The sequence below is a fragment of the Mycobacterium sp. E2327 genome (assembly GCF_001672675.1).
Taxonomy (GTDB): domain Bacteria; phylum Actinomycetota; class Actinomycetes; order Mycobacteriales; family Mycobacteriaceae; genus Mycobacterium.
The window spans coordinates 1-21473 of sequence record NZ_LZKE01000222.1 but is presented as its reverse complement, the minus strand read 5'-3'; the positions used below and the strand labels follow the sequence as shown (position 1 = coordinate 21473).

Here is a 21473-nt window from a genome sequence, read left to right as displayed (position 1 = left end):
ATCTTAGCGGCGGTCCCCCGCCCTGCGTTCTAGCCGCCCACCATCATCAGTCCGCCGTCGACGGCCAGCAGTTGCCCGGTGATGAAGCCCGAGCCGGTGCCGGCCAGGAACACGAGCATGGGCCCGACGTCTCGCGCGGGATCTCCGAGTTTCCCGCCGATCGGGATCATCAGCTGCATCTGCTGATCGATGAGGGTGCTCGCTTCGGGACCGAGGAAATCCCGGAAACGGTCGGAGCCCGGTGTCTGCACTGCCGGAGCCAACGCGTTGACGGTGACGTTGTCGGCGCCCCAGGCTTTCGCGGCCGATCGTGTCCAGGCCTGCACCGCGCCCTTCGTTGCGGCGTAGACCGCCGAGATCGCGCTGCCCTGCACGGCTTCGGACGACCCGAAGTTGATGATCCTGCCGCCCTTGGGGTTCTGCTCTTTCATCACCGAGTAGGCGGCCTGATTGGTCAGGATGGTGGCCTTCACGTTGGTGTCCAACAGGAACGAGATGTCGTCGGCGCCGATGTAGCCCGGAATTCCGGCCTGCCACAGACCCGCGGCGTTCACCAGGACGTCGAGCCCGCCGAGGTGGTCCGCGGCCTGCCGCACCATCGCCGTAACGGCGTCGCCGTCGCGCGCGTCGCACTGCAGCCATGTGTTCGCCAGCTCATCCGGCGGCGGGGTTTTGTGGTAGGTGCCGACCACCTCGGCGCCCGCGTCGGTGAGGACTCCGATGGCGGCCGCGCCGATACCGGTGGCTCCGCCGGTTACCAGGATCCGCCTGCCTTGCAGCACCTTTTGCATGCCGCGAGCGTAGCGCCCGCCAAGCGGCGTCCCGAGCTAGGTGCGTACCGCAATCGACGAGAGCAGATCGGCGAGCCGCTCCGGCTGGTCGAGCATCGAGAACGTGCGCGCCCTCTCGATGACCTCGAGGCGGGCGTTGGGGATGGTCGCGGCCAGCCGTTCGCCGTCGGCGAGCTCGAAGAACACGTCGTCGGCCGACCAGGCGATGAGCGTGGGCTTGTCGAACTCGTGCAGTCGCGCGGCGACGCCGGTGGTGACCTCGGTGCGCATCGAGAGGCTGAATTGGCGCAGGTCTTGGGCGATCGCCGGGTTGGACAGCCCCGGACGCACCCATGCCTCGGTGAGTTCGTCGATGTTGGTGTATGCGAGGCCGTCGAAGGCGCGCTTGCGCGCGGCCGGCGCGCGCATGGCCTGGGCGACGGTCTTGAACATCGTTTTGGATTTGGCCGCCAGGATCACCGGCTTGAGGATCGGCGGTGGAAAGTGTTCGAACGCATCGCAACTGGTGAGCACCAGCGCCCCCAGCCGCTCGGGATGGTGCACCGCGACGAGTTGGGTGACGACCCCGCCGGTGTCATTGCCGACCAACACCACGTCGTCGAGATCGAGGGCGGCAAGCACCTCGGCGACCATGCCGGCGACACCGTAAATGGTGCGGTCGGCGCCCGGCCGCAGGGGCTGCGGGTGCGCGCCCAGGGGCCAGGTGGGGGCGATGCAGCGCAGCCCGCGATCGGCGAGGCGGACGCTGACCTGACGCCACAGTTGGCTGCCCATCATGTACCCGTGCACGAAGACGACGGGCCTGCCGTTCTCGGGTCCGGTTGCTTCGTAGTGGATGGTCCCGGCACTAATGTCGATCGTCGACATGGCTGACTCCTATATCGAAAGGTACACTTACAAACAGGCTGTCTGTTCGTAAGTTACCAACAGGCTGTATGGAAATCAAGAGACGAACCCAGGAAGAGCGCTCCGCGGCGACCCGCGACGCGCTGATCTCGGCCGCCCGCCGCCTGTGGGGTCTGCGCGGTTACGCGGAGGTCGGGACGCCGGAGATCGCCACGGCCGCCGGCGTCACCCGCGGCGCGATGTACCACCAATTCGCCGACAAGGCAACGCTTTTCGCCGAGGTGGTCGAGGCCGTCGAGCAGGACGTGATGGCCCGGATGGGCACGATCGTGGCCGGGTCGGGGGCGACGACGCCCGCGGACGCGATCCGGGCCGCGGTCGACGCGTGGCTCGACGTTTCCGGCGATCCCGAGGTACGCCAGCTGATCCTGCTCGACGCGCCCAGCGTGCTCGGGTGGCCGGCCTTCCGCGACGTCGCGCAGCGCTACAGCCTGGGCATGACCGAACAGCTGCTCACCGAGGCCGTCAAGGCCGGGCAGCTCGCCGAGCAACCGATGCGGCCGTTGGCCCACATCCTGATCGGCGCGCTCGACGAGGCGGCCATGGTCATCGCCACCGCCGACGACCCAAAGCGCGCCCGCCGGGAGACGGGGGAGGTGCTGCACCGGCTGATCGACGCGATGTTGGACGAATGACGTTCGGCGCGTAGAGAATCAACGGCCGGGGCTGCCGTCGGGTCCGGCGGTGCCTCGGGCGCGGGCCGCGGCCTGGGTGCGGTTGTCGACACCGAGCTTGGTGAGGATGGCGGCGACGTGGTGCCCGACGGTCTTGGGGCTGATGGACAGTTTGGTCGCCACCTCGGCGTCGCTGTGCCCGGCGGCGATAAGAGTGAGGACCTCGCGTTGCCGTCGGGTCAGCCCGTCCGGGTCGGAAACCGTGCCCACGCCCTTGCCGCGACGAGCATCACCACGCAGCGTTGTCAGGCGCTGCTGGGCACGGCGGGCCGCCGCTCGTGCGCCGAGGCCGCGGAACGTGGCCAGCGCCGATTCCGCCGCGGGGATGTCGCCGCCGAGCCGGGCGATGGCCGCGTCGTAGGGGCAGCCGCGGCGTTCCCAGGCCGCCGCGGCGCCGCGCCAGTCACCGCCGATCTCCAGCTGGAACGGGGTGACTGGGCCGTCGCCGGCGATGGGCTCCGGCGGGCCACCGGGAAGTTGAGCCCACCGGCGCAGCTGCCAGATCAGCCAGGGATTGTGGTCCGCGCCCATCTTGGCCAGTGAACGTTGCGCGACGCTGCGAGCCAGGTCGTCGTCGCCGGCCAGCCAGGCGGCTTCGGCGCGTGCGGCCCACATCGGGAAGAACCGCTGTTGCTCTATCTCGTAGTCGGATTCCAAGTCGTCGAGCAGCGAGGCGACCGGTTGTTCGCCCCGGCGGGCGTTTATCAGCGCCAGGGTGATGCGCGGCGAGATCCAATTCACCAGCGTCAGCCCGGGGCGCGTCAGCAGATCCTCGGCGCGCGCAATAGTGCGATCCCACTGGCCGCGATGCAAGCCCGCCAACATGTCGGCGCCGTCGGCGATTCCCTCGAAGAGGTAGATGCCGCGGTCGCGGCAGTAGGCGACGGTGTCGGCGATGTAGCGATCCGCCCGATCGGGGTCGTAGTGCATCGCCGCGATGTAGCCGTTCACCGCCCCGAAGAAGGCGGCGGTCTCGCCGCGGGCGTCGGCGTCCTTCGCTTGGTGCCAGACCGCTTCCAGTTCGTCCCAGCCAGTGTCCGTGCGCACGACATTGGCCAACGCGGTGTAGCCGCGCGCGCGGACCACCGCCGCGTCGTCGCCGAGTTGGGTGCCGACGGTGATCGCCCGAGCCGCGTAGTCGGCGCACGCCGGGTCGAAATTCCACAGGCCCTGCTCGGCCATGTTGACCAACGACCAGGCCAGCTGCGGACACGGGTCGGCGTCCTCCAACAGGCGCAGGGAGGCGCGTGCCGCGTCGGCGGATTCGCTGACCCGACCCAGCCCCCACAAGCCGTGCGACAGCCAGCGCAAGTCGTCGCCCTCGCCCAGCCGGTCGCCCATCGCCTGGCGCAGCGCGATCGCCTCGCGCCAGGACGACACGGCGGCCTCGCCGCGCCCGCAGAGGTAGCACGCCACCGCGTGTTGCTCGAGCCACTGGACCCTCTGCTCGGCCGGTTCGGTGTCGGCGCGCCGCAGCGCGAGCGCGAACAGGTCGGCGGCCTGCCTTGGCGCCCCGAGGGCCGCGGCGCGCTCGGCCCCGGCCACGCCGTAGCGGATCACGGCTTCGGCGGCGTCGACCTGATCGGCGTGAAAAGCCAACGCTGCGAACGTGTTCGGGTCGATCGGCGGTTCGGCAAGGGCGTCCAGTGCGCGGGCGTGCAGGGCCTTGCGCTCATGGGCGGGGATTTGGTCGATGGTCGCGCGCCGGGCCAGCTCGTGCCGAAACCCGATCGCGTCCCACTCCGTGTGCAGCACCCCGGCGTCGAGGCATTCGGCCAGCCCCGCACTGCCGGCCGGGCATGCCTTGTCCAGCACCGCCGGGTGCACCCGTGGGCCGCAGACGGCCACCGCGTGCGCGGTCTCGCGCGCCGCGGGCGACAACCGCCCCAGGCGGCCCCAGACGGCCTCGGTCACTGTGCGCGGCAACGCATTTCGCTGCAGCGCTTGCGCCCCGGCCGCCAGCACTTCCGTGGCGTAGAACGGGTTTCCGCCGGTGAGTTCGTACAGTTGGTCCGCGTTGACACCACTGCCGGCGGAGAGCACCGCAACCGCTCCCCGGCTCAGCGGCTCCAATCCGACGCGGCTGACCCCCGCGCACGTCGCAATGTCCCCGAGCGCGACCGAAAGCGGGTGCTGCCGGTCAAGCTGGTCGTCGCGATAGGACACCACCAGCAGCAGCGGTAGCGAGTCGATGCGCCGCGCCAGGAATCGCATGAGATCGAGGGTCGCCCCGTCGGCCCAATGGGCGTCCTCGATCAGCCAGACCCAGCGGTGTCCGTCGCGCAACACCGTCAGCAGCCGCCGGTACAGCGCGCCGGTGTCACCCGATTCGATCGCGTCATCTAAAGCCCGGGCCGCCGTGGGACCCACCCCGCCCAGCGCGTCCAGTAGCGGGCCCAGCGGCCGTGGCGCGGCCAGCGGGTCGCACCAGCCGCGCAGCACCCGCATCTCCTCGAGGCCCGCGGAGAAGCGGGTGATCACCGCGGTCTTGCCCACGCCGGCTTCACCGCGCAGCAATACCGCGTGGCCCTTGCCCTTTCGCACGGCGCGGGCCAGTGCGACCAGCTTCGCGAGGACGGCCTCACGCTCCAGCAAGCGCTCCACGTGACAAGTAAACCGGCGAGCGTCGAGTTATCGCACCGAAAACGCGTCGATCGCCCAAACGAGTCGACGCTGGACAGATGGTCAGCGATGGCTCTGGGCGAAGAACTGCCAGATGGTGTCGGTGGCGTTGAGCGCCGTCGACGGTTCGGGGATGCCGGCGAGTTCCGCGAGCGGGCTCGGCTGGCCGCCGGGCCATTGATGGCCGGCGCCGGCCACCGAGATCAACTCGACGGTGCGCCCGTCGGGGCATCCGGCCGTCTGCGTGGTCACGCTGCCGGCGGTGGTCGAGGTCGGGGGTCCGCACCCGTCGATGGACCGCCAGGTGGCGTTGACCGACTCCACCGAGGGGCCGTCGACGCGTGGATTCCCGTTGATGGCGAAAGCCTTTCCGGGTCCGCCGTTGTAGGGCACCCGGTCGTCGGCGGTGCCGTGAATCTGCAGCACCGATGTCGGTCGCGCTTGGGAGCAGTCGGTGAGCAACGTTCCGGCGACGGGGGCGATCGCGGCGAAGGTGTCGCTCTGGCAGCCCAGCCGCAGCGCCATCATGGCCCCGTTCGACATGCCGGTGGCGTAGACGCGCGCGCGATCGACGGGGATCTCCTGTTCGATGACCCCCACCATCGCGGTGAGGAAACCTACGTCATCCGTATTCGCGCGCTGCGGTTCACCGCAGCAGGTCCCGGCATTCCAGGCGCGGTTGAGCCCGTCGGGATAGGCGACCAGGAAATGCCCGGTGTCCGCCTCGGCGTCCCAGTTGTAGGACCGCTCGGCCTGCGCGCCGTTGCCGAAGCCGCCGTGCAGCATCACCACCAGGGGCGCCGCGTCGGGCAACCCCTGCGGTCGGTACAGGTGAAAGGTCCTGCTGACGCCGCCGGAATCGATGGATTGCGTGGACTGCCCGACCGGAATCGGTTGGGCGCCGGGCGTTCCCAACGCATGACCGCCGCCCACGCACCCGCCGAGCACCACGACCAAAATCGAAGCGAGACAGACACCGAACCCCCGTGCGCACAGCGATCGCATGAACCAATCGTGGCAGCCGGCCAGCATTTTGACAAGTTACTTGTCAAAATCTGCTCAGATGGCACACTCTTCCCATGCGACGTGTTGCGGACGGCCACTGGAAGCCCACCGTCCCGGCGCTGGTGAACCTGGTGGCCGCCTCGGGCGCGCCCCGCTTGCGGGCCGCGTTCGCCGCTGCCGGCCTCGACGGCATCCGGCCGGCGCAGGCGGTTGCGCTGGTGCCGCTGGCGGGCGGCGGCCTGCACGCGTCGGATCTGGCCGACCGGCTCAACGTGAGTCGCCAGGCGGTGGCCCAGGGGATCGCCGGCCTGGAGCGGCACGGCTATGTCACCCGAGTGGCCGATCCCGAAGACGCCCGGGCCAGGATCATCGAGCTGACGCCGCGCGGTCGCCAGGCGCTGCGCGTGATGCGTTCCAACGCAGTTGCTTTGGAGAAGCGGTGGGAACAGCTGCTGGGCCCCGAGCGGCTGGGTGAATTGCGCGACACCCTGCAGACGTTGCTCGCCAGCGAGGCCGACGCGGTGCGCGATTGACACGGCGTAAGTTCGACGCAAGACAATGACAGGAGTCCGCCGTGCCCATCTTCATGGTCGAGCGCAACTTTGCCGAGGACATGGAACCGAGCTTGGAGGTCGCCGACGGCATCAACCGGATCAACGACCTCGAGGGCGTTCGCTGGATGTACTCGTTCCTGTCGGCGGACAAGCGCAAGACCTACTGCCTTTACGAGGCGCCCTCACCCGAGGCCATCAGGACGGCGGCCGCGAGGGCTGGCCTGCCCGCCGACGTGATCGTCGAGGTCCGCGACCGCGTCATGCCCGACGGCAAGCTCTCCGAGATCTGAGGGTCGTCACCCGAGCAGCTCGTGGTCGGCGGCGTACATTGCCGCCTGGGTGCGGTTCGCGGCGCCCGTTTTGATCAGGATGTTGCGCACGTGGTTGGCGGCCGTGTTGGTGCTGATGTAGAGGCGTTCGCCGATCGCCCGGTTGCTCAGGCCCTCCGCGAGCAGCCGCAACACCTCCACCTCCCGGTCCGTCAAGCCGTCCGGGCCCGTCACCAGCACCGCGTCCACCAGCTCGACGACGCGGTTCTGACCGATCGACGTGGCGATCGCGCGTGCCTCGTCGGCAAGGCGCCGGGCTTCCTCCGTGCGCCCGCGTGACGCCGCGAACAACGCGTGCCGGGCCAGCGTCTCGGCGATGTGAACCACCGAGCCCATCCGACGGTCCATCTCGAGCGCCGCGGCGAAATGCCGCTCGGCCGCCTCGATGTCGCCGTCGAGTGCCGCGATCCGGGCGAGGTAACGGTCGGCGCTGCCGAACAACGCGACGAACTGGCCGGCGACCAGGTTCTTGCCGGCATAGCGCCCGATGTACGGACGCAGCGAATGCAGAGCCTCGCGGTTGCCTAGCTCCAGCGCCGCCTCGACCATGAACGCCAGCTCCATCGGCCACTGCGCCTCGTCGGTGCGATCGCCCAGTTTGCGGTTGAGCAGATGGTTGAGGGCTCGGGTCATGCCCGCTTCGCAGTTCAGCTCGGTATACAGCGCAAGCAGGCCGGGCACCCAACGTCCCGCGAATGTCTCGCTGCCGTCGATGAACCCAGCGAATCGCTTCAGGTCCGACGTTTCCCGGCGGATCATGAACATCTGAACGCCGTTGGAACCCGCGGTATCGTCCGCGTCGAACAAATCGCCTGCGCGCAAAGCGATGTCGGCCCACCGTTCGGCGCCGGTGAAGTCGCCGCGAAGATATGCCAGCGCCTGCTCGACGCACGCACCGACGAACCCGAACACCGGTTGCCCGATGGCTTTTCCCGCGCGGCGCATGTCCGCGGTCGACGCGGCCAGGTCGTCGGGCCGGCCGGCCAGGTAACTGACCATGGCGCGAAAGTGCGAGGACGCCCCGAGCACCTCGTAGTCGCGGCGCTCCAGCGCCATGCGGGATACTTCGGCCGATCGCTCCGCCTGGGCTTCGCACAGCTCCGGGGTGAGCCCATGCCACAGGCTCGTCTTGAGCGTGTGCATCAGCACCGCCTGATCACCGGTGGCCCGCGCGCGGTCGATGGCGTGGTTACCCACCTCGCGCGCTCGCGCCGCCTCCCCGGCGAACGCCAGCGCGCGCCCAAAGCTGCCGAGCGCCTGCAGGTAGCGCAGGTCGTCGGTCTCCAGCCCGCAGGATTCCAGCGCCGACGCGAGCAGGTCGGCGGCCGTCGAATCCGACTGTCCGCGACGCCAATTCGCTTCCTCGTAGCCGACAGCCGCCCCCAGCCGGATGAGCGGATCGTCCATCGCGCTCAGGCGTTCATAAATCGCTCGCGACCGCGCGAAATCGCCGGCGCGCACGTGGTTGGCGGCCGCATCGAGGTCCAGCCGCGCCCGGTCGGTGCGGCTCAGCTCGGGCAGCGACGCCGCCCGCTCGAACCACCTCGCGGCGTCCTCGTAGGCCAGGCTTTGTTCGGCCATCCGGGCCGCCTGGTGGGCGTACCGCAGCGCCTGCTCGTGGTAGCCGAGCACGTGGGCCCGTAGGTAGTGGTTTGCCAACCGGGGGATGAGCGACGGGTCCGCCCGGCCCTCGAGCGCTTCGGCCGCCCGTGCGTGCATGATCCGCAGCCGTGACGCCGCCATTCCGCCGACCACGGCCTCGCGGGTGAGCGCGTGCACGAACGAGAACTCGCCGTCGGAGTCGCGAACCGGCCGGATCAGGCCGACGCCCTCGGCCGAATCGACCGCCGCCAGCGTCGCGGCGAGATCGGTTTCGCTGGCGGCGATCAGGGCGGGCAGGTCGAATGTCTCGCCGAGCACCGCCGCCTGTTCGATGACGGCCCGGACGCCGGCGCCCAACCCGCTGAGCCGGCGGGCAATGGCGTCCCCGATCGACGCCGGCACGGTCTGCTGCACACCGAGCGTGGCCAGCCCACCCCGGGCTTCAAGGTCGCCGACCAGCTCGGTCAGGAAGAACGGATTGCCACCGGTCTTGTCGCGCAGCAAGGCGGCGGCCTTGCGCGCCGACGCGGGAGCCAACTGCTGGGTCCGCCTGACGAACTCGGCGATCGCCTCGGTGTCCAGCCCAGCGAGATCCAGGCGCCGCACCCCGTCGAAGCGGTGCAGCTCGGCCAACCGGGTGGTGAGCTCGTCGGAACGGTCCGGTTCGGTCGATCGGAAGGTGGCGACCACCAGCATCTGGACGTCGGCGCAGCCGATCACCACGCGCTCGAGCATCACGAGGGTGGGCAGCTGCGCCCAATGCAGGTCATCGAGGATCAACGCGATCGGACGGTCGGCGGCCAGGCGGCGCAGGAAACCCGTCAGGGCGTCGAAAAGTGCCTGCCTGGGCGCCCCGACCTCATCCGCCGGGCCGATGTCGGGCAAATGCCGATCCACCTGGGAGGACAGCCGGCGCAGTTGCGCTCCGGCGTCGGCCAGGGTATCGGCCAGCGAACCTGGCGGGGCCGCGAGCAGCAGCCGGTCCAGCGCCTCGGCGAACGGTGCGTACGGCACGTCCGCGTCGGCCGTCGAGCTCCCGACAAGCACCGGGACGCCGTGGTCGGCCAGCGTTCCGGCCACCTCGGCCGCCAGGCGGGTCTTGCCCGCTCCGGGCTCGCCGCCGATGAAAACCGCCTGGCGGGTGCCGCCTTGGACGCGTTCCCACGCCTGCTCGAACGCGGCGAGCTCCGCCGCGCGGCCGACGAGCGGGCCGCGCCGGCGCGCCAGCAATTCCGCCGGAAGGGGTGGTGGCACCCACTGGGCCATGGAATCAAGGTAACCGCGCCGATTTGGCCGGTCGATAGTCAGATCTGACTATCGTTGGAGGCCTGGCAAATGCTTCGTTGTGGTCATGACGCGCGGCCTCGCGGCCTCGTAGCGTCGCGGCATCAAACCTGCGAGGCAACCAGAGGAGGTGCGGGCGATGAGCGTGACAACCGCAACCGACGAACTACGCGGCCGGTTCGGGGCACAGGTGATCCTGCCCCACGACGCCGCATACGACGAGGCCCGTGCGCTGCACAACGCGATGATCGACAAGCGGCCCGCGGTGATCGTGCGCTGCGGAACCACCGGCGACATCGTCGGCGCCCTCGAGTTCGCCAGGGCGTCGCACCTGGAGGTCGCCGTCCGCGGGGGCGGCCACAACGGACCCGGCTTCGGTTGCGTCGAGGGCGGCCTCGTCATCGACCTGTCGCCGATGAACCGCGTCCACGTGGACCCCGATCGGCGGACCGCCCGCGTCCAGGGCGGGGCGACGTGGGCGCAGGTGGACGCCGCGACCTACGCGCACGGCCTCGCGACGCCGTCGGGCATCATCTCGAGCACCGGCGTCGGTGGGCTGACCCTGGGTGGCGGCCACGGCTACCTGACCCGCAAGTACGGCCTGACCATCGACAACCTGCTGGAGGCCGAGGTCGTGCTGGCCGACGGCCGGGTGGTGACGGCGTCCGAATCCGAGCACCCCGACCTGTTCTGGGCGCTGCGCGGTGGCGGCGGAAACTTCGGCGTGGTCAGCTCGTTCACGTTCCGCCTGCACCGGGAGCACACCGTGCTGTGCGGCCCGACGGCGTGGCCCGCATCGGCCACCGCCGACATCCTCAGCTGGTACCGGGACTTCCTGCCCGCCCAGGACGAGGACCTCTACGGCTTCTTCGCGACCATGACCGTCCCGCCGGCGCCGCCGTTCCCCGAGGCGTTCCACCTGCAGAAGGCGTGCGCGGTGATCTGGTGCTACACCGGCGATCCCGCCGGGGCCGACGAGGCGTTCGCGCCGGTCCGCCAGATGCGGCCGGCCTTCGAGGGCCTCATGGCGGCGCCCTATCCCGCGCTGAACTCCACCTTCGATGCGCTGTATCCCAAAGGGCTGCAGTGGTATTGGCGCGGCGACTTCATCCGCACGATCCCCGACGCCGCCGTCGCGGCCCACGCCCGCTTCACCGAAGAGCTGCCGACGATGCACTCCACGATGCACCTCTATCCGATCGACGGTGCGGTGCACCGGGTCGGTCAGACCGACACCCCCTGGGCCTACCGGGACGTGAACTTCTCTCAGGTCATCGCGGGCGTCGACCCCGATCCGGCCAACGCCGAGGCGTTGAAGCGCTGGACGAAGGACTACTGGGAAGCCATCCACCCGTACTCGGCCGGCGGCGCCTACGTCAACTTCATGATGGACGAGGGCCAGGACCGGGTCCGCGCCACCTACGGCCCGAATTACCAGCGGCTCAGCGAGATCAAGGCCGTATACGATCCGGCCAACGTGTTCCACATCAACCAGAACATCCTGCCGGCCGGGTCGCTTGGCACCGCTTAGGCGTCGGAACGGCGAAACAGGCACCGGCGGGGGTCGGCGTCCATAATCATCGGGTGATGGAAGATCCCCATATCTACCGCCGCCTCGCGCTGCTCGAACAGCAGGTGCGCCTGCTCTCGGATCGGCTCGGGGTTCCGTGCCCGACGTTCGGCAGCGACGTGGGCGCGACATCGGGTGTGCTGGAGAACGGTGTGCCCTCGGAAGTCGTCGCCCTCGCCCGCTCCGGGAACGCCATTGCCGCGATCAAGCTGTACCGCGAGCTGACCGGCGCGGGGTTGCGCGAGGCGAAGGACATCGTCGACAACCTGTAGGTCGGCTACTGCCGGCGAAAAGCACCGTTCATCCGCCGCTTGAAGGCGCGATCGAAACGCCGGTAGCCGCGGCGCAAGTCGTGGCCCGGCCAGTCGTCCCCTGCAAGTTCGACGGGCAGCAGCGGGTCGAGCTGAAGATGGCGCACCACCGCGATCGACAGCGCGAACTCGTAGGTGAAGCTTTCGGTCGAATCGTCACGCGGGTCGGCGTCGAGCGTGGCATCCATGGCCTCGATGAGCGCCCGCGCGTTGTCGGCCCATTCGTTTAGGGAGAACAGCGCTCGCACGTGCGCGGTTGTGATGCCGGTGACGGCGCCGTGAAAGCGGGTGCACTGTTGGTCCAGGACGGCCGTGAGCGCCGGAAACCGTTGCGGATCAAGGTTGTCCGGGCGGATCCAGACGCCCTCCCGCAGCTCGGCCAGGTGCAGGGCCGTCGCGGCCTTTCTCAAGTCCAGGCGATCGGTCGCCGATCTGCGCTCCAGCGCGACGATCGCGAGTTCCCACGTTCCGTCCCAACGGTGGGGGGCCGTGTCGTCGATCCGGGCCGCCTCGTCGACGCGCTGGCGGCGCTCCGACAGCCGGCCCGCGAGCGCGTAACTGCCGTCGTCGGCCGTCAGTTCACCCGCGGACACCATCCGCCACAGGCAGGTGCGGGCCGCGCCGGGGCTGATGCCGAATAGCGACGCAACGGCCACCAGTTCCGCCACCGTGAGGCGGCCCCGGTCGGACCCCAGCAGCGCGGACGCCAGCACGGAACGGGCGCTCAGCGGCCGGCGGTCGATCAGGTCGCTCGCTCGCGACCGGGGGAGTGCGGGCACGGCTGTCAACGGTATCACTGAATCATTGACGCGTGACGTTCATAGTGTGATACTGGCACGCATGAGCTTGCCGACCAAGTCGGTGCTCGCCGACGATGTGGAGATCGTCCGGCGCGTCCTCGCCCATATCGACGCCGGTACCACCGACGAGGGTGACGCCTGGCGCGAGCCGGTCGAAAACTATTTGAACCCAAGTCGATTCGCCGAGGAACTCCGGTTGCTGCGCGCGATGCCGAGCGTCTTCGTTCCCTCGGCGGCGATCCCCAACCCGGGCGACCACGTCGAACGGACCGCCTTCGGCGTCCCCCTGTTCGCCGTCCGGGGGCGCGACCGCCGGGCGCGGGTGTTCCGCAACGCGTGCCGGCATCGCGGTTTCGCGCTTGTCGAGGAGGCCGGCTGCTCGCACGCCCTGGTGTGTCGCTACCACGGCTGGACTTACCGCCTGGACGGTTCGCTCTCACACGTGCCCAACGCCGAGGCGTTCCCCGGCCTGGACCCGTCGACCCGCGGGTTGGTCGAGGTCGAGAGCCGTGAGGTGCACGGGCTTATCGTGATCGGTTCGCTTGAACCGTCGGGCCTCGACGACGCCGAGTTGATGGCCGCGCTGACCGAGGGGAGCCCGTGGCGCGACAAATTGCTGCCCGCGCAGCGGCTCGTGCATGTGGACTCGACTGTGCGGGCGATGAACTGGAAGGTGCTCGTCGAACAATTCCTGGAGGGCTATCACCTGCGCTCAACGCACCGTGACACCTTCTACCCGGTCCAATACGACGACCTCAATGTCGTGGAGACGTTCGGCCCCAACAGCCGACTCACCTTCCCGTACCGCAATATCGAGCGGCTCCGGGACCGCCCGGAGTCGACCTGGAACGTCGACGCGCGGATCACCTACGTCTATCAGTTGTTCCCGAACGTCATGGTGGCGACATTTCCCGACGTGGTTTCCGTGGTCGTGATCGACCCGGTGGACGTCGATCGCACCACGGTGAGCACATATTCGATGGTGAAACCCGAAGTCGCCGAGCGGGCGCCTCTTGACCCTTCCAAACGATTGGTGGGCGCGGGCAGCCTCATCGAGCAGGGTCTCGCCGAGGACAACGAGATGTCCGAGGGCGTCCAGCGCGGGTTACGTTCGGGCGCCAACGAATTCGTCGAGTTCGGCCGGCACGAGAGCGCGATCGGGCACTTTCACGCCACGCTCGACGAGCGCCTTGCCGCCATGGCCCGCTAGGAGTCGAACGGCGCCATCCGCACGGCCAACGGCAGTCCACAACGAACCAGAAGCCCGAAGCGCCCCCGCGGCACCGCGGCCGCCTCCGCGCGCGCCATGCCGATCAGCTCGCTCTTGAAATCGCCTCGCGGATAACGCCGCAACACCGCCTCGACGTTGCGGGGAGCGACGTCCCATATCCGCAATCCGGCGCCGTCGACCATCGCGCCCCATTGCAGATAGCAGCCGATCGCGCCGTCCGTGTCGACCTTGACGCCCGGCGTCGTGTGCACGCAGATGCCATCCGCGAGCAATTGCGCGCGTTCGTCGTTCAGCCCGGCGGCGGTGGCGCACGAGAGCAGCCGCTCGACGCTGCCGAGCGTGAAATCGCGGTCGGGCGTTGGATTCACGATGCCGTAGTCGTGCAGGAGCGCGCCGCAATAGAAGAGCTCGTTGTCCAACTCGCGCCCGTCGAGACTCGCAAGCGCCCGACCGAACAACCATGTCCGGTAGGAGTGCCCCTGAAGGCCCGGCGGCAATTCCGCGCACGCCTGCTCGGCCTCGCGCGCGAACCGGGTATCGGGGATCGGGAAGGCGGCCACATCGACGCGCTCCGCCGCGGCCGGGAGCCGGCCCAGCGCGAGCTTGGCCCGGCCCACCGCGTTCTGCCACTGACCGACCGCGATTGCGACGAAAAGCCGGCGCCGCTCGGCGGGCGACAGCCGACCACCGGTGCGACGGACCCAGGCAAGGCCGCCAAGCCGCTGCGGATCCGGCCCCTGCACTGCTACGGCGTTTTGAGGAAGACGTCGTTGAGGGTGACCGTGCGCAGGTCTCGGTCGCGGATGATGTCGACGAGTTGCGGATAGACGTGCGTGACCGGCGGGTGGTTGAGGTGGCCGATCACGATGGACTGCGGGGTGAAGTACTCGTCGGCCATCTTCACGATGTAGTCCTCGTGGATCAGCGTCGAATCCGACAGCGACCCCGACCACAAGGTCGGCACGGTGTAGCCGAGGTCGGCGGCCACCGCGTCTACGGCGGCGTTGCGCTTCGCGTACGGCGGCCGCCAGTACGGTTTTGCGCCGATGCCGTAGGTCTTCTTCAAGAATTGGTCGTTGCGGGTGAGCTGCTGGGCGATCTGGTCCTTGGGCAGCGTGGTCAGGTCCGGGTGCGACCACGTGTGATTGCCAAGTTGGATCTGCCCGGAGTCGACCAGCGGCCGGAGCAGGTCCAGGTTCTCGGTCCAGGAGTCGTAAACCCCGTTGACGAAGAACGTCAGCCGGATACCGGTGTCCTTGGCGAACTGTGTGTAGGCGCGCACCACTTCGCTGTTGACGCCGTCATCGACGGTCAGCGCGAGCAGATCGCCCTCGCCGGGGATCTTGGTCAGCGCGCCGCCGCCCGGCAGCGGGATGCGGGCGCTCGCCGGCGGGGGTGGCAACAGGGCCGACGGGGCAGTCGGGCCGGAAGTCGCGACGTTCGCTGGCGGCGCCTGGGCGAACGTCCGGGGTTGCGGGTCGACCACCAGGCGAGCCGCGCCCACGCCGGCCACGGTCGCCGCCGCCAGGGCCCCAAGGAAACGGCGCCGGCTCAGCTCCGGCGCGGAGCCGCCGCCGATACTCGGGACGGCGAACGTCACGCGCCTCTCGGGTCTTTTGCGGTGGGATGTCGGCACACGCGACCCGGTACCCCGGGTACCTGTGTTGCCAAACTCCGCCGCCACAGCAGCGAACGGTACCAGTGCCGGTTTCAATACGCCGGGTTCGTTACAGGAGGTTCAGCTGTGAATTGGGGCTCGAAAAGGTAACGGTCTTGCATAGCTGGCGTCAATGCGGCGCGCCGCCGCCGCGCCGCGGCAGCTCGACGGGATCCGTGCCGGGAGTTCCCAGCGCCCCGGCCAGCCAGGGCAACGACGCGGCGAACGCCTGGGCGGCAAACGGCCAGTCGTGCCTGCCGGGCTGGGTGACCACCGCGCAGCTGATCCCGTTGGTGGTCGCGACGTCGCACAGCGCGTTGGCGGCGGCGTCCTGGCCTTCGGGGTTGGCGGCCGGGTCGGCGCTGGGACCGGCGATGGCGGAGTTGGCTTCCTCGGCGACGGCGTGCGGACCGGGCGAGGAGGGAACGTCGAACCACCCCGACAGCCCGGTGTAGTGGCCGTGTCGGGTCATGACAGTGGTGGGATCAAAGGCGGCCCAGGCGGCGCCGTCGCCGCCGAACAATCGGGCGATCGTCTGGTCCTTCGTCCCGATGCTGGGGCTGCGGTCGCCGGCGATGTCGACGAACGCGCTGAACAGCTCCGGATGCATGACCGCCAAATCGACCGCGCAGGTGCCGCCCATCGACCATCCGGCGACGCCCCAGTTGGCTCGGTCGCCGCTCACCCCGAAATTCGAGACGACGAAGGGCACCACGTCCTTCGTCAGGTGATCGGCGGCGTTGCCGCGGGTGCCGTTCACGCATTCGGTGTCGTTGTCGAACGTGCCGGTGGGATCGACGAACACCAGCACCGGGGCGAAGCCGTGATGCTGGGCCGCGAAGTCGTCGATGGCGGTGAATGCGCCGCCGGGGCGTAGCCAGTCGGCGGGGGTGTTGAACGCCGAGCTGATCATCATCACCGCCGGCAGCCGGGGCGGCGGATTGCTGTTGAACCAGGCCGGGGGCAGATAGACCAGTTCCTGGCGGTGCGGGAAGTGCGACGCGTCGGCGCTGGTCGTCACGGGCACCACGACGCCCTTGGCGGGCTTGGTCCCCTCGAGCTGCATTGCGGTGACCCTGAGCCGATCGATTTGATCGGGCAGGGGCTGCGAGGTCAGCTGGTCCCAGGCCGCCGACACGGTGGGGAAGTAGCCGACCCAGCCGTTCAACGCGAGGGCCGCGCACAGCGCGCACAGCGGCACCGAAACCACCGCCAGGCCGCGTCGCCACCAGCGGGCGCCCGGCCAGCCGAGAGCCAGTACCGCGACCGCGAGCCCGCTCGTCGCGATCCACAGCCACAGCGTCACCGGGGCCGGGTCCCCGGCCACACCGATCGACGTGATGTACCAATACGACAGCGCGGTGGCCAGGCCCGCGACGCCCAGCGCCACCGGAAGCGCCCAGCCGCGCCAACGGCGCCTCGTCACGCCGATCGCGCCGACGACGACCAGCAGCGCGAGCGCTTGCACCGCCACCGGCAGCCAGCCATGCAGCAAGGACAGCTGTTCGACGAATGGGGGCAACGGCGGTGACCTTCGCTAAATCAAATCTGGTTGCGAATAACCCACCGGCCAAGGCTTGAAGAACGCGGTAGGCCAGAACAACTATCCCACAGGATCCGTGCGCATCGTGCCCGCGAAGGTGCGCAGTCGCAGGCTGTTGCCGACGACGAACGCGCTGGAGAACGCCATCGCGGCGCCCGCCAGCATCGGATTGAGCAGGCCGAGTGCCGCCAGCGGGATCGCGGCGACGTTGTAGCCGAAGGCCCAGAACAGGTTCGCCTTGATGGTGCGCAGGGTCCGCCGGGACAGCCGGATCGCGTCCACCGCGGCGCACAGATCGCCGCGCACCAGGGTCAGATCCGCGGCTTCGATCGCCACGTCGGTGCCCGTCCCCATGGCGAGCCCCAGATCGGCGCGTGTCAGGGCCGCGGCGTCGTTGACGCCGTCGCCGACCATGGCGACCACCCGGCCCTCGGATTGCAGCCGTTCGACGGCGGCCACCTTGCCGGCGGGCGTCACCCCGGCGACGACGTGCGCGATGCCGACCTGCTCCGCGACGCGCCGGGCGACCGTCTCGTCGTCGCCGGTCAGCAGCACGGGCGTGAGTCCCAGGGCCTTGAAGTGCCGGACCGCCTCGGCGCTGGTGGGCCGGACGGAATCGGCGACCACCAGGATGCCGCGCGCGCGGCCGTCCCACCCGATGGCGACGGCGATTTTGCCTTCGGCCGCGGCGCGGGCTTTGGCTCCCGACAGTTCCGCGTCGAGCCGTTGGGCCCGGTCGACCAGCAGGTCTTCCCGCCCGACGACGACGGCATGGCCGTCCACCATCGCGTGCACGCCTTGCCCGCCCACCGCCACGAAATCCCGGGCCGCGGGCAGGGCGCCGAGTTCCGCCCTGGCGGCGGTGGCGATCGCCTGCGCGACGGGATGTTCCGAGGCGTCCTCCACGGCCCCGGCATAGCGCAGCAGCGTTTCGCGGTCCGTTTGCGGCCCGGCAATCACGTCGACCAGGGTCATCCTGCCGGTGGTGACGGTGCCGGTCTTGTCGAGCACGATCGTGTCGACCTTGCGCGTCGACTCCAACACCTCGGGTCCCCTGATCAGCACGCCGAGCTGGGCCGCGCGGCCGGCGCCGACCAGCAGGGCGGTCGGCGTCGCCAACCCGAGCGCGCACGGGCAGGCGATGATCAGCACCGCGAGCGCCGCGGTCACCGCGTCGGTGACGGAAGCGCCCCCAGCCAGCCACGTCGCGAGGGTAACCATCGCGACGACGATGACGGCCGGGACGAACGCGCCGGAGACACGGTCGGCGAGCCGTTGCACCCGGGCCTTGCCCGATTGCACCGCTTCGACGAGCCTGGCCATTTGCGCCAGCTGGGTGTCATCGCCCACGCGGGTGGCTCGCACGACCAGGCGCCCCCCGGCGTTGACGGTGGCGCCGGTGACGGCGCCGCCCTCGCCTACCTCGACGGGGATCGACTCACCGGTGAGCATCGAGGCATCGACGGCGGAGGAGCCCGAGACGACGATTCCGTCGGTGGCGATCTTTTCGCCCGGGCGCACCACGAACACGTCGCCCACCGCCAGCTGGTTGACGGGCAGCCGGGTCTCCGACCCGTCCCGCAGCACGGCGACGTCCTTGGCGCCGAGCTCGACCAGGGCCCGCAGCGCCGCTCCCGCGCGCCGCTTGGCGCGCTTCTCGAAGTAGCGTCCGGCCAGGACGAACATCGTGACGCCCGCGGCAACTTCGAGGTAGACGTGTCCCGTCCCGAGGAGCAAGGCGTACAGCGAGCCCAGGAAGGCCGAGAGCGTCCCGACCGAAACCAGTGTGTCCATCGTGGCGGCGCGGTGCTTGAGGCTGGCCCACGCGCCCGCGTGAAACGGGCGGCCCGCCCACCCGACGACCGGGGCCGCGAGGGCCAGCGACACCCATTGCCAGCCGCGGAACTGCATGGCGGGCAGCATCGCCAGCGCGATCACGGGGACGGCGAGCACGATCGCGCCGAGCAGGCGGGTGCGCAGCGCCGCCAGCTCGTCGTCGTCCGCAGGAGCGGGCGTCTCGGCGGCGGGTCCCGGTTGCGGGAGCGCGGCGGTGAAGCCGGCACTTTCGACCTCCGCGATCAGCTCCCGCGGGTCGTATCCGAGGGGGAGACTGACGGCGGCCTTCTCGGTGGCGTAGTTGACCTGGGCGCTGACGCCGTCCAGCCTGTTCAGTTTCTTTTCGATGCGCGCCGCGCACGAGGCGCAGCTCATGCCCCCGATGTCCAGCTCGACGGTGTTGGCCGTGTTAGCGTCCGCCGTCACGCGACCAGGACCGCCCGATAGCCGGCCTCGTCGACCGCTTGCAGCACCGCGCTCGCGTCGACCGGAAGGGTGCTCCGCACGACGAGCCTGCCCGTGCCGGCGTCGACGTCCACGCCGTCCACACCGGGGATCCGGCCCACCTCGTCCTTCACGGCGGCCTCGCAGTGCCCGCAGCTCATCCCGCTCACCTGATACTCGCGCGTGGTCACGACGCTCCTTTCCCTACGCCCCTGCGGAATAGGCATCACCGATACACGGTATGAGGCCGAACGATTGTGCCTGGTCGGCGGGGCGTGGGAGTGCGCGGACCGGGGGCGGAATGCGATCAGACGTAGCCCACGCCGATGTCGACCGACACCTGACTGGCGGTGACCAACCTGGACTGGTCCGAGACCAGCCACGCGACCGCGTCGGAAATGTCTTCGGGCTGGGCGATGCCGTCGGGCAGCAGCGGTTTGTGCATGCCCCGCAGGTGTGGGTAGCTGTCGGCGGCCGATCGAAGCGCGTCGCGCATCCGGCCGGTGCCCATCGGGGTGGCGACCGCTCCCGGGTTCAAACTGTTGACCCGGATGTTGTAGCGGCCGAGTTCGGCGGCGAAGGCGCGCGCCATCCCGACGACCGCATGTTTGCTCGCCGTGTAGTGGATCATGAACGACTGCATGTTGATGCCGGCGGCGGATCCGATGAGGATGATCGAGCCGCCGCGACCGCCGTCGATGATGTGGCGAGCGCCGGCCATCACCGTGTTCCAGGTGCCGATCACGTTGGTGTCGATGGTGTCGCGAAACGCTTGCGGGGTGATTTGGTCCCACGGCGCGGGACTGCAGATCCCCGCGTTGGCGACGATGATGTCCAGGCGGCCGAATTCCGCGACGTCCGCGTCGACGGCCGCCGTGAGCGCCTCGAGGTCACGGATGTCGACCGCCGAAGTGATGGCCCTTCGGCCGTTGGCGCTCACGAGTCGCGCCGTCTCGGCCAGATCGTCGGGTGTCGCTGAATCGTAGGGAACGCTGGGCGGCAACGGCCCGGCGATGTCGACCGCGATGATGTCGGCGCCTTCGGCACTGAGCCGCGCCGCATGCGCCCGCCCTTGTCCCCGCGCGGCGCCGGTAATCAACGCCACCCGTCCCGGAATCGACTGGCTCACCGAACGCCTCCCCGCTGAACGTCGTTGTTTGAACAACAGTGTTGTAAAGGTTCAATCCGGCGAAGCGTAGCGTCGAGTCCGCGCTGCCGGATACCCGGAAGGAGACCGTCATGACCGTCAACCTTGTCGACTCGGGTCCCCGACAGGTGAGCCGCTCGGTCGAAGTGGAGGCCCCGGCCGCCGAGCTGTATGCGATGGCCGTCGATCCGCGGCGGCACCACGAACTGGACGGATCGGGCACGGTGGGCGACAACATCAGTGTCCCCGCGGAAATGGCTGTGGGATCGAAGTTTTCCACCAAGATGAAGATGTATGGCGTGCCGTATCGCATCACCAGCAGGGTGACGGCCCTCAAACCGAACGAGCTGATCGAATGGCGCCACCCCGTGGGACACCGCTGGCGCTGGGAGTTCGAACCGCTGTCACCGACGAGGACGCGGGTCACCGAGACGTTCGACTACCGGGAGGCCGGCGCGATCAAGAACGCGCTGAAGTACTACGAGCTGATGGGTTTCCGCAAAGCCAACGCCGAAGGCATCGAGGCGACGCTGGCCAAACTGCGCGACCGTTACGCGGGACGGTAAATTTCCGGGTCCGAGCGTTTGGGTCAGTGAACCCAAACGTGTCGCCGACCGTGGTCTTTCGGGAACGATTGCCCGCCCACCGACCCGCTCGGCGAAAGGATCCCTCTCGATGATCGACCACGCCCCGTCGCCCGCCCTCACGCCGGATCGGGTGGCCGAGTTGCTGACCCGCGCGGGACAGCTGATCAGCCGTTACGGGCTGGTGATCGTCCTGGCCTGGATCGGGTTCGGCAAGTACGTGAAGATGGAATCCCGGGTGCTCATCGAGCACAACCCGCTGATGAGCTGGATCTATCACGTGGCCTCGGTGACCACGGTGGCACGTGGGCTGGGGACGATGGAAATCGTTGCGGCGCTTCTCATTGCGCTGCGACCCGTGTGGCCGCGGGCATCGGTGGTCGGCAGCGCGCTTGCCGTGGTGCTATTCATGGGAACGCTGAGCTTCTTGTTCACCACGCCGGGGGTTGTCTCGACCCACGCCGCCGGCATTCCGGTGCTGTCCGCGCTGCCAGGTCAATTCCTGCTCAAGGATCTCGTTTTGATCGGCGTTGCGCTGTGGACGCTCGGCGACTCGCTCGCGGCTCGAAAAGCGTTCCCCTGA

Annotated in this window: 20 protein-coding genes; 8 read left to right on the top strand and 12 right to left on the bottom strand. The window is 69.4% G+C overall.

Annotation, left to right across the window (positions count from 1 at the left end):
* Positions 1-29: 29 nt before the first annotated feature.
* Positions 30-791: an SDR family NAD(P)-dependent oxidoreductase gene (locus A5712_RS25365; protein WP_068111669.1), complete on the bottom strand. Its 762-nt coding sequence runs from the start codon at positions 789-791 to the stop codon at positions 30-32.
* A 36-nt stretch (positions 792-827) separates the two neighbouring features.
* Entirely contained in the window at positions 828-1658 is an 831-nt protein-coding gene (locus A5712_RS25360) for an alpha/beta fold hydrolase (protein WP_068111666.1), read from the bottom strand.
* 68 nt (positions 1659-1726) lie between these two features.
* Here A5712_RS25360 and A5712_RS25355 point away from each other — a divergent pair, with 68 nt between their 5' ends.
* Complete coding sequence (locus A5712_RS25355) at positions 1727-2332, top strand: TetR/AcrR family transcriptional regulator (protein ID WP_068111664.1); 606 nt, start codon at positions 1727-1729, stop codon at positions 2330-2332.
* 18 nt (positions 2333-2350) lie between these two features.
* Here the strand turns inward: A5712_RS25355 and A5712_RS25350 are convergent, their stop codons facing one another.
* Together A5712_RS25350 and A5712_RS25345 are read right to left on the bottom strand one after the other, a co-directional pair.
* Positions 2351-4975 (bottom strand): LuxR family transcriptional regulator, encoded by a 2625-nt coding sequence (locus A5712_RS25350; RefSeq protein ID WP_082973657.1) that lies wholly within the window; start codon positions 4973-4975, stop codon positions 2351-2353.
* Positions 4976-5056: 81 nt separating this feature from the next.
* Positions 5057-5998, bottom strand: coding sequence for a PHB depolymerase family esterase (locus tag A5712_RS25345; protein ID WP_068112003.1), 942 nt, complete (start codon positions 5996-5998; stop codon positions 5057-5059).
* A 74-nt stretch (positions 5999-6072) separates the two neighbouring features.
* On the opposite strand from A5712_RS25345, the gene A5712_RS25340 reads away from it, so the two are divergent.
* Positions 6073-6531 (top strand): MarR family winged helix-turn-helix transcriptional regulator, encoded by a 459-nt coding sequence (locus tag A5712_RS25340; RefSeq protein ID WP_068111661.1) that lies wholly within the window; start codon positions 6073-6075, stop codon positions 6529-6531.
* A gap of 41 nt (positions 6532-6572) precedes the next feature.
* Positions 6573-6842, top strand: a complete 270-nt coding sequence (locus tag A5712_RS25335) for a DUF4242 domain-containing protein (protein ID WP_068111658.1) — start codon at positions 6573-6575, stop codon at positions 6840-6842.
* Positions 6843-6848: 6 nt separating this feature from the next.
* On the opposite strand, the gene A5712_RS32550 is transcribed toward A5712_RS25335, so the two are convergent.
* Entirely contained in the window at positions 6849-9749 is a 2901-nt protein-coding gene (locus tag A5712_RS32550; protein ID WP_068111655.1) for a helix-turn-helix transcriptional regulator, read from the bottom strand.
* Between the two features lie 157 nt (positions 9750-9906).
* On the opposite strand from A5712_RS32550, the gene A5712_RS25325 reads away from it, so the two are divergent.
* Together A5712_RS25325 and A5712_RS25320 are read left to right on the top strand one after the other, a co-directional pair.
* Positions 9907-11298 (top strand): FAD-binding oxidoreductase, encoded by a 1392-nt coding sequence (locus A5712_RS25325; RefSeq protein ID WP_068111651.1) that lies wholly within the window; start codon positions 9907-9909, stop codon positions 11296-11298.
* 56 nt (positions 11299-11354) lie between these two features.
* Positions 11355-11609, top strand: a complete 255-nt coding sequence (locus A5712_RS25320; RefSeq protein WP_068111648.1) for a ribosomal protein L7/L12 — start codon at positions 11355-11357, stop codon at positions 11607-11609.
* A gap of 5 nt (positions 11610-11614) precedes the next feature.
* Here the strand turns inward: A5712_RS25320 and A5712_RS25315 are convergent, their stop codons facing one another.
* The gene (locus A5712_RS25315) at positions 11615-12427 is read right to left on the bottom strand and encodes a PaaX family transcriptional regulator C-terminal domain-containing protein (protein ID WP_068111646.1); all 813 of its coding nucleotides are present in this window, start codon (positions 12425-12427) and stop codon (positions 11615-11617) included.
* 61 nt (positions 12428-12488) lie between these two features.
* Between A5712_RS25315 and A5712_RS25310 the strand changes: the two genes are divergently transcribed.
* Positions 12489-13658 carry an SRPBCC family protein gene (locus tag A5712_RS25310; protein WP_068111642.1) on the top strand — a complete coding sequence of 390 codons (1170 nt, stop codon included), beginning with the start codon at positions 12489-12491 and terminating at the stop codon, positions 13656-13658.
* On the opposite strand, the gene A5712_RS25305 is transcribed toward A5712_RS25310, so the two are convergent.
* From A5712_RS25305 to A5712_RS25280, 6 genes are all read right to left on the bottom strand, one after another.
* Positions 13655-14422 (bottom strand): hypothetical protein, encoded by a 768-nt coding sequence (locus tag A5712_RS25305; RefSeq protein ID WP_068111639.1) that lies wholly within the window; start codon positions 14420-14422, stop codon positions 13655-13657. The genes A5712_RS25310 and A5712_RS25305 overlap by 4 nt on opposite strands.
* Before the next feature lie 2 nt (positions 14423-14424).
* Complete coding sequence (locus A5712_RS25300) at positions 14425-15234, bottom strand: polysaccharide deacetylase family protein (RefSeq protein ID WP_068112000.1); 810 nt, start codon at positions 15232-15234, stop codon at positions 14425-14427.
* A 232-nt stretch (positions 15235-15466) separates the two neighbouring features.
* Entirely contained in the window at positions 15467-16858 is a 1392-nt protein-coding gene (locus tag A5712_RS25295) for an alpha/beta hydrolase family protein (protein ID WP_068111638.1), read from the bottom strand.
* 81 nt (positions 16859-16939) lie between these two features.
* Positions 16940-19141 carry a cation-translocating P-type ATPase gene (locus tag A5712_RS25290; protein ID WP_255404422.1) on the bottom strand — a complete coding sequence of 734 codons (2202 nt, stop codon included), beginning with the start codon at positions 19139-19141 and terminating at the stop codon, positions 16940-16942.
* Entirely contained in the window at positions 19138-19350 is a 213-nt protein-coding gene (locus A5712_RS25285; RefSeq protein ID WP_068111636.1) for a heavy-metal-associated domain-containing protein, read from the bottom strand. The genes A5712_RS25290 and A5712_RS25285 overlap by 4 nt, the downstream gene beginning before the upstream one ends.
* Before the next feature lie 116 nt (positions 19351-19466).
* Entirely contained in the window at positions 19467-20288 is an 822-nt protein-coding gene (locus A5712_RS25280) for a mycofactocin-coupled SDR family oxidoreductase (protein ID WP_068111633.1), read from the bottom strand.
* 110 nt (positions 20289-20398) lie between these two features.
* Between A5712_RS25280 and A5712_RS25275 the strand changes: the two genes are divergently transcribed.
* Positions 20399-20872 carry an SRPBCC family protein gene (locus A5712_RS25275; protein WP_068111630.1) on the top strand — a complete coding sequence of 158 codons (474 nt, stop codon included), beginning with the start codon at positions 20399-20401 and terminating at the stop codon, positions 20870-20872.
* A gap of 109 nt (positions 20873-20981) precedes the next feature.
* Complete coding sequence (locus A5712_RS25270; protein ID WP_068111625.1) at positions 20982-21473, top strand: DUF417 family protein; 492 nt, start codon at positions 20982-20984, stop codon at positions 21471-21473.

Bases quoted from the DNA above. Each gene is read 5' to 3' on its own strand.
- A5712_RS25365 (WP_068111669.1), bottom strand. From the start codon at position 791: ATGCAAAAGGTGCTGCAAGGCAGGCGGATCCTGGTAACCGGCGGAGCC.
- A5712_RS25360 (WP_068111666.1), bottom strand. From the start codon at position 1,658: ATGTCGACGATCGACATTAGTGCCGGGACCATCCACTACGAAGCAACC.
- A5712_RS25355 (WP_068111664.1), top strand. From the start codon at position 1,727: ATGGAAATCAAGAGACGAACCCAGGAAGAGCGCTCCGCGGCGACCCGC.
- A5712_RS25345 (WP_068112003.1), bottom strand. From the start codon at position 5,998: ATGCGATCGCTGTGCGCACGGGGGTTCGGTGTCTGTCTCGCTTCGATT.
- A5712_RS25340 (WP_068111661.1), top strand. From the start codon at position 6,073: ATGCGACGTGTTGCGGACGGCCACTGGAAGCCCACCGTCCCGGCGCTG.
- A5712_RS32550 (WP_068111655.1), bottom strand. From the start codon at position 9,749: ATGGCCCAGTGGGTGCCACCACCCCTTCCGGCGGAATTGCTGGCGCGC.
- A5712_RS25325 (WP_068111651.1), top strand. From the start codon at position 9,907: ATGAGCGTGACAACCGCAACCGACGAACTACGCGGCCGGTTCGGGGCA.
- A5712_RS25320 (WP_068111648.1), top strand. From the start codon at position 11,355: ATGGAAGATCCCCATATCTACCGCCGCCTCGCGCTGCTCGAACAGCAG.
- A5712_RS25310 (WP_068111642.1), top strand. From the start codon at position 12,489: ATGAGCTTGCCGACCAAGTCGGTGCTCGCCGACGATGTGGAGATCGTC.
- A5712_RS25275 (WP_068111630.1), top strand. From the start codon at position 20,399: ATGACCGTCAACCTTGTCGACTCGGGTCCCCGACAGGTGAGCCGCTCG.
- A5712_RS25270 (WP_068111625.1), top strand. From the start codon at position 20,982: ATGATCGACCACGCCCCGTCGCCCGCCCTCACGCCGGATCGGGTGGCC.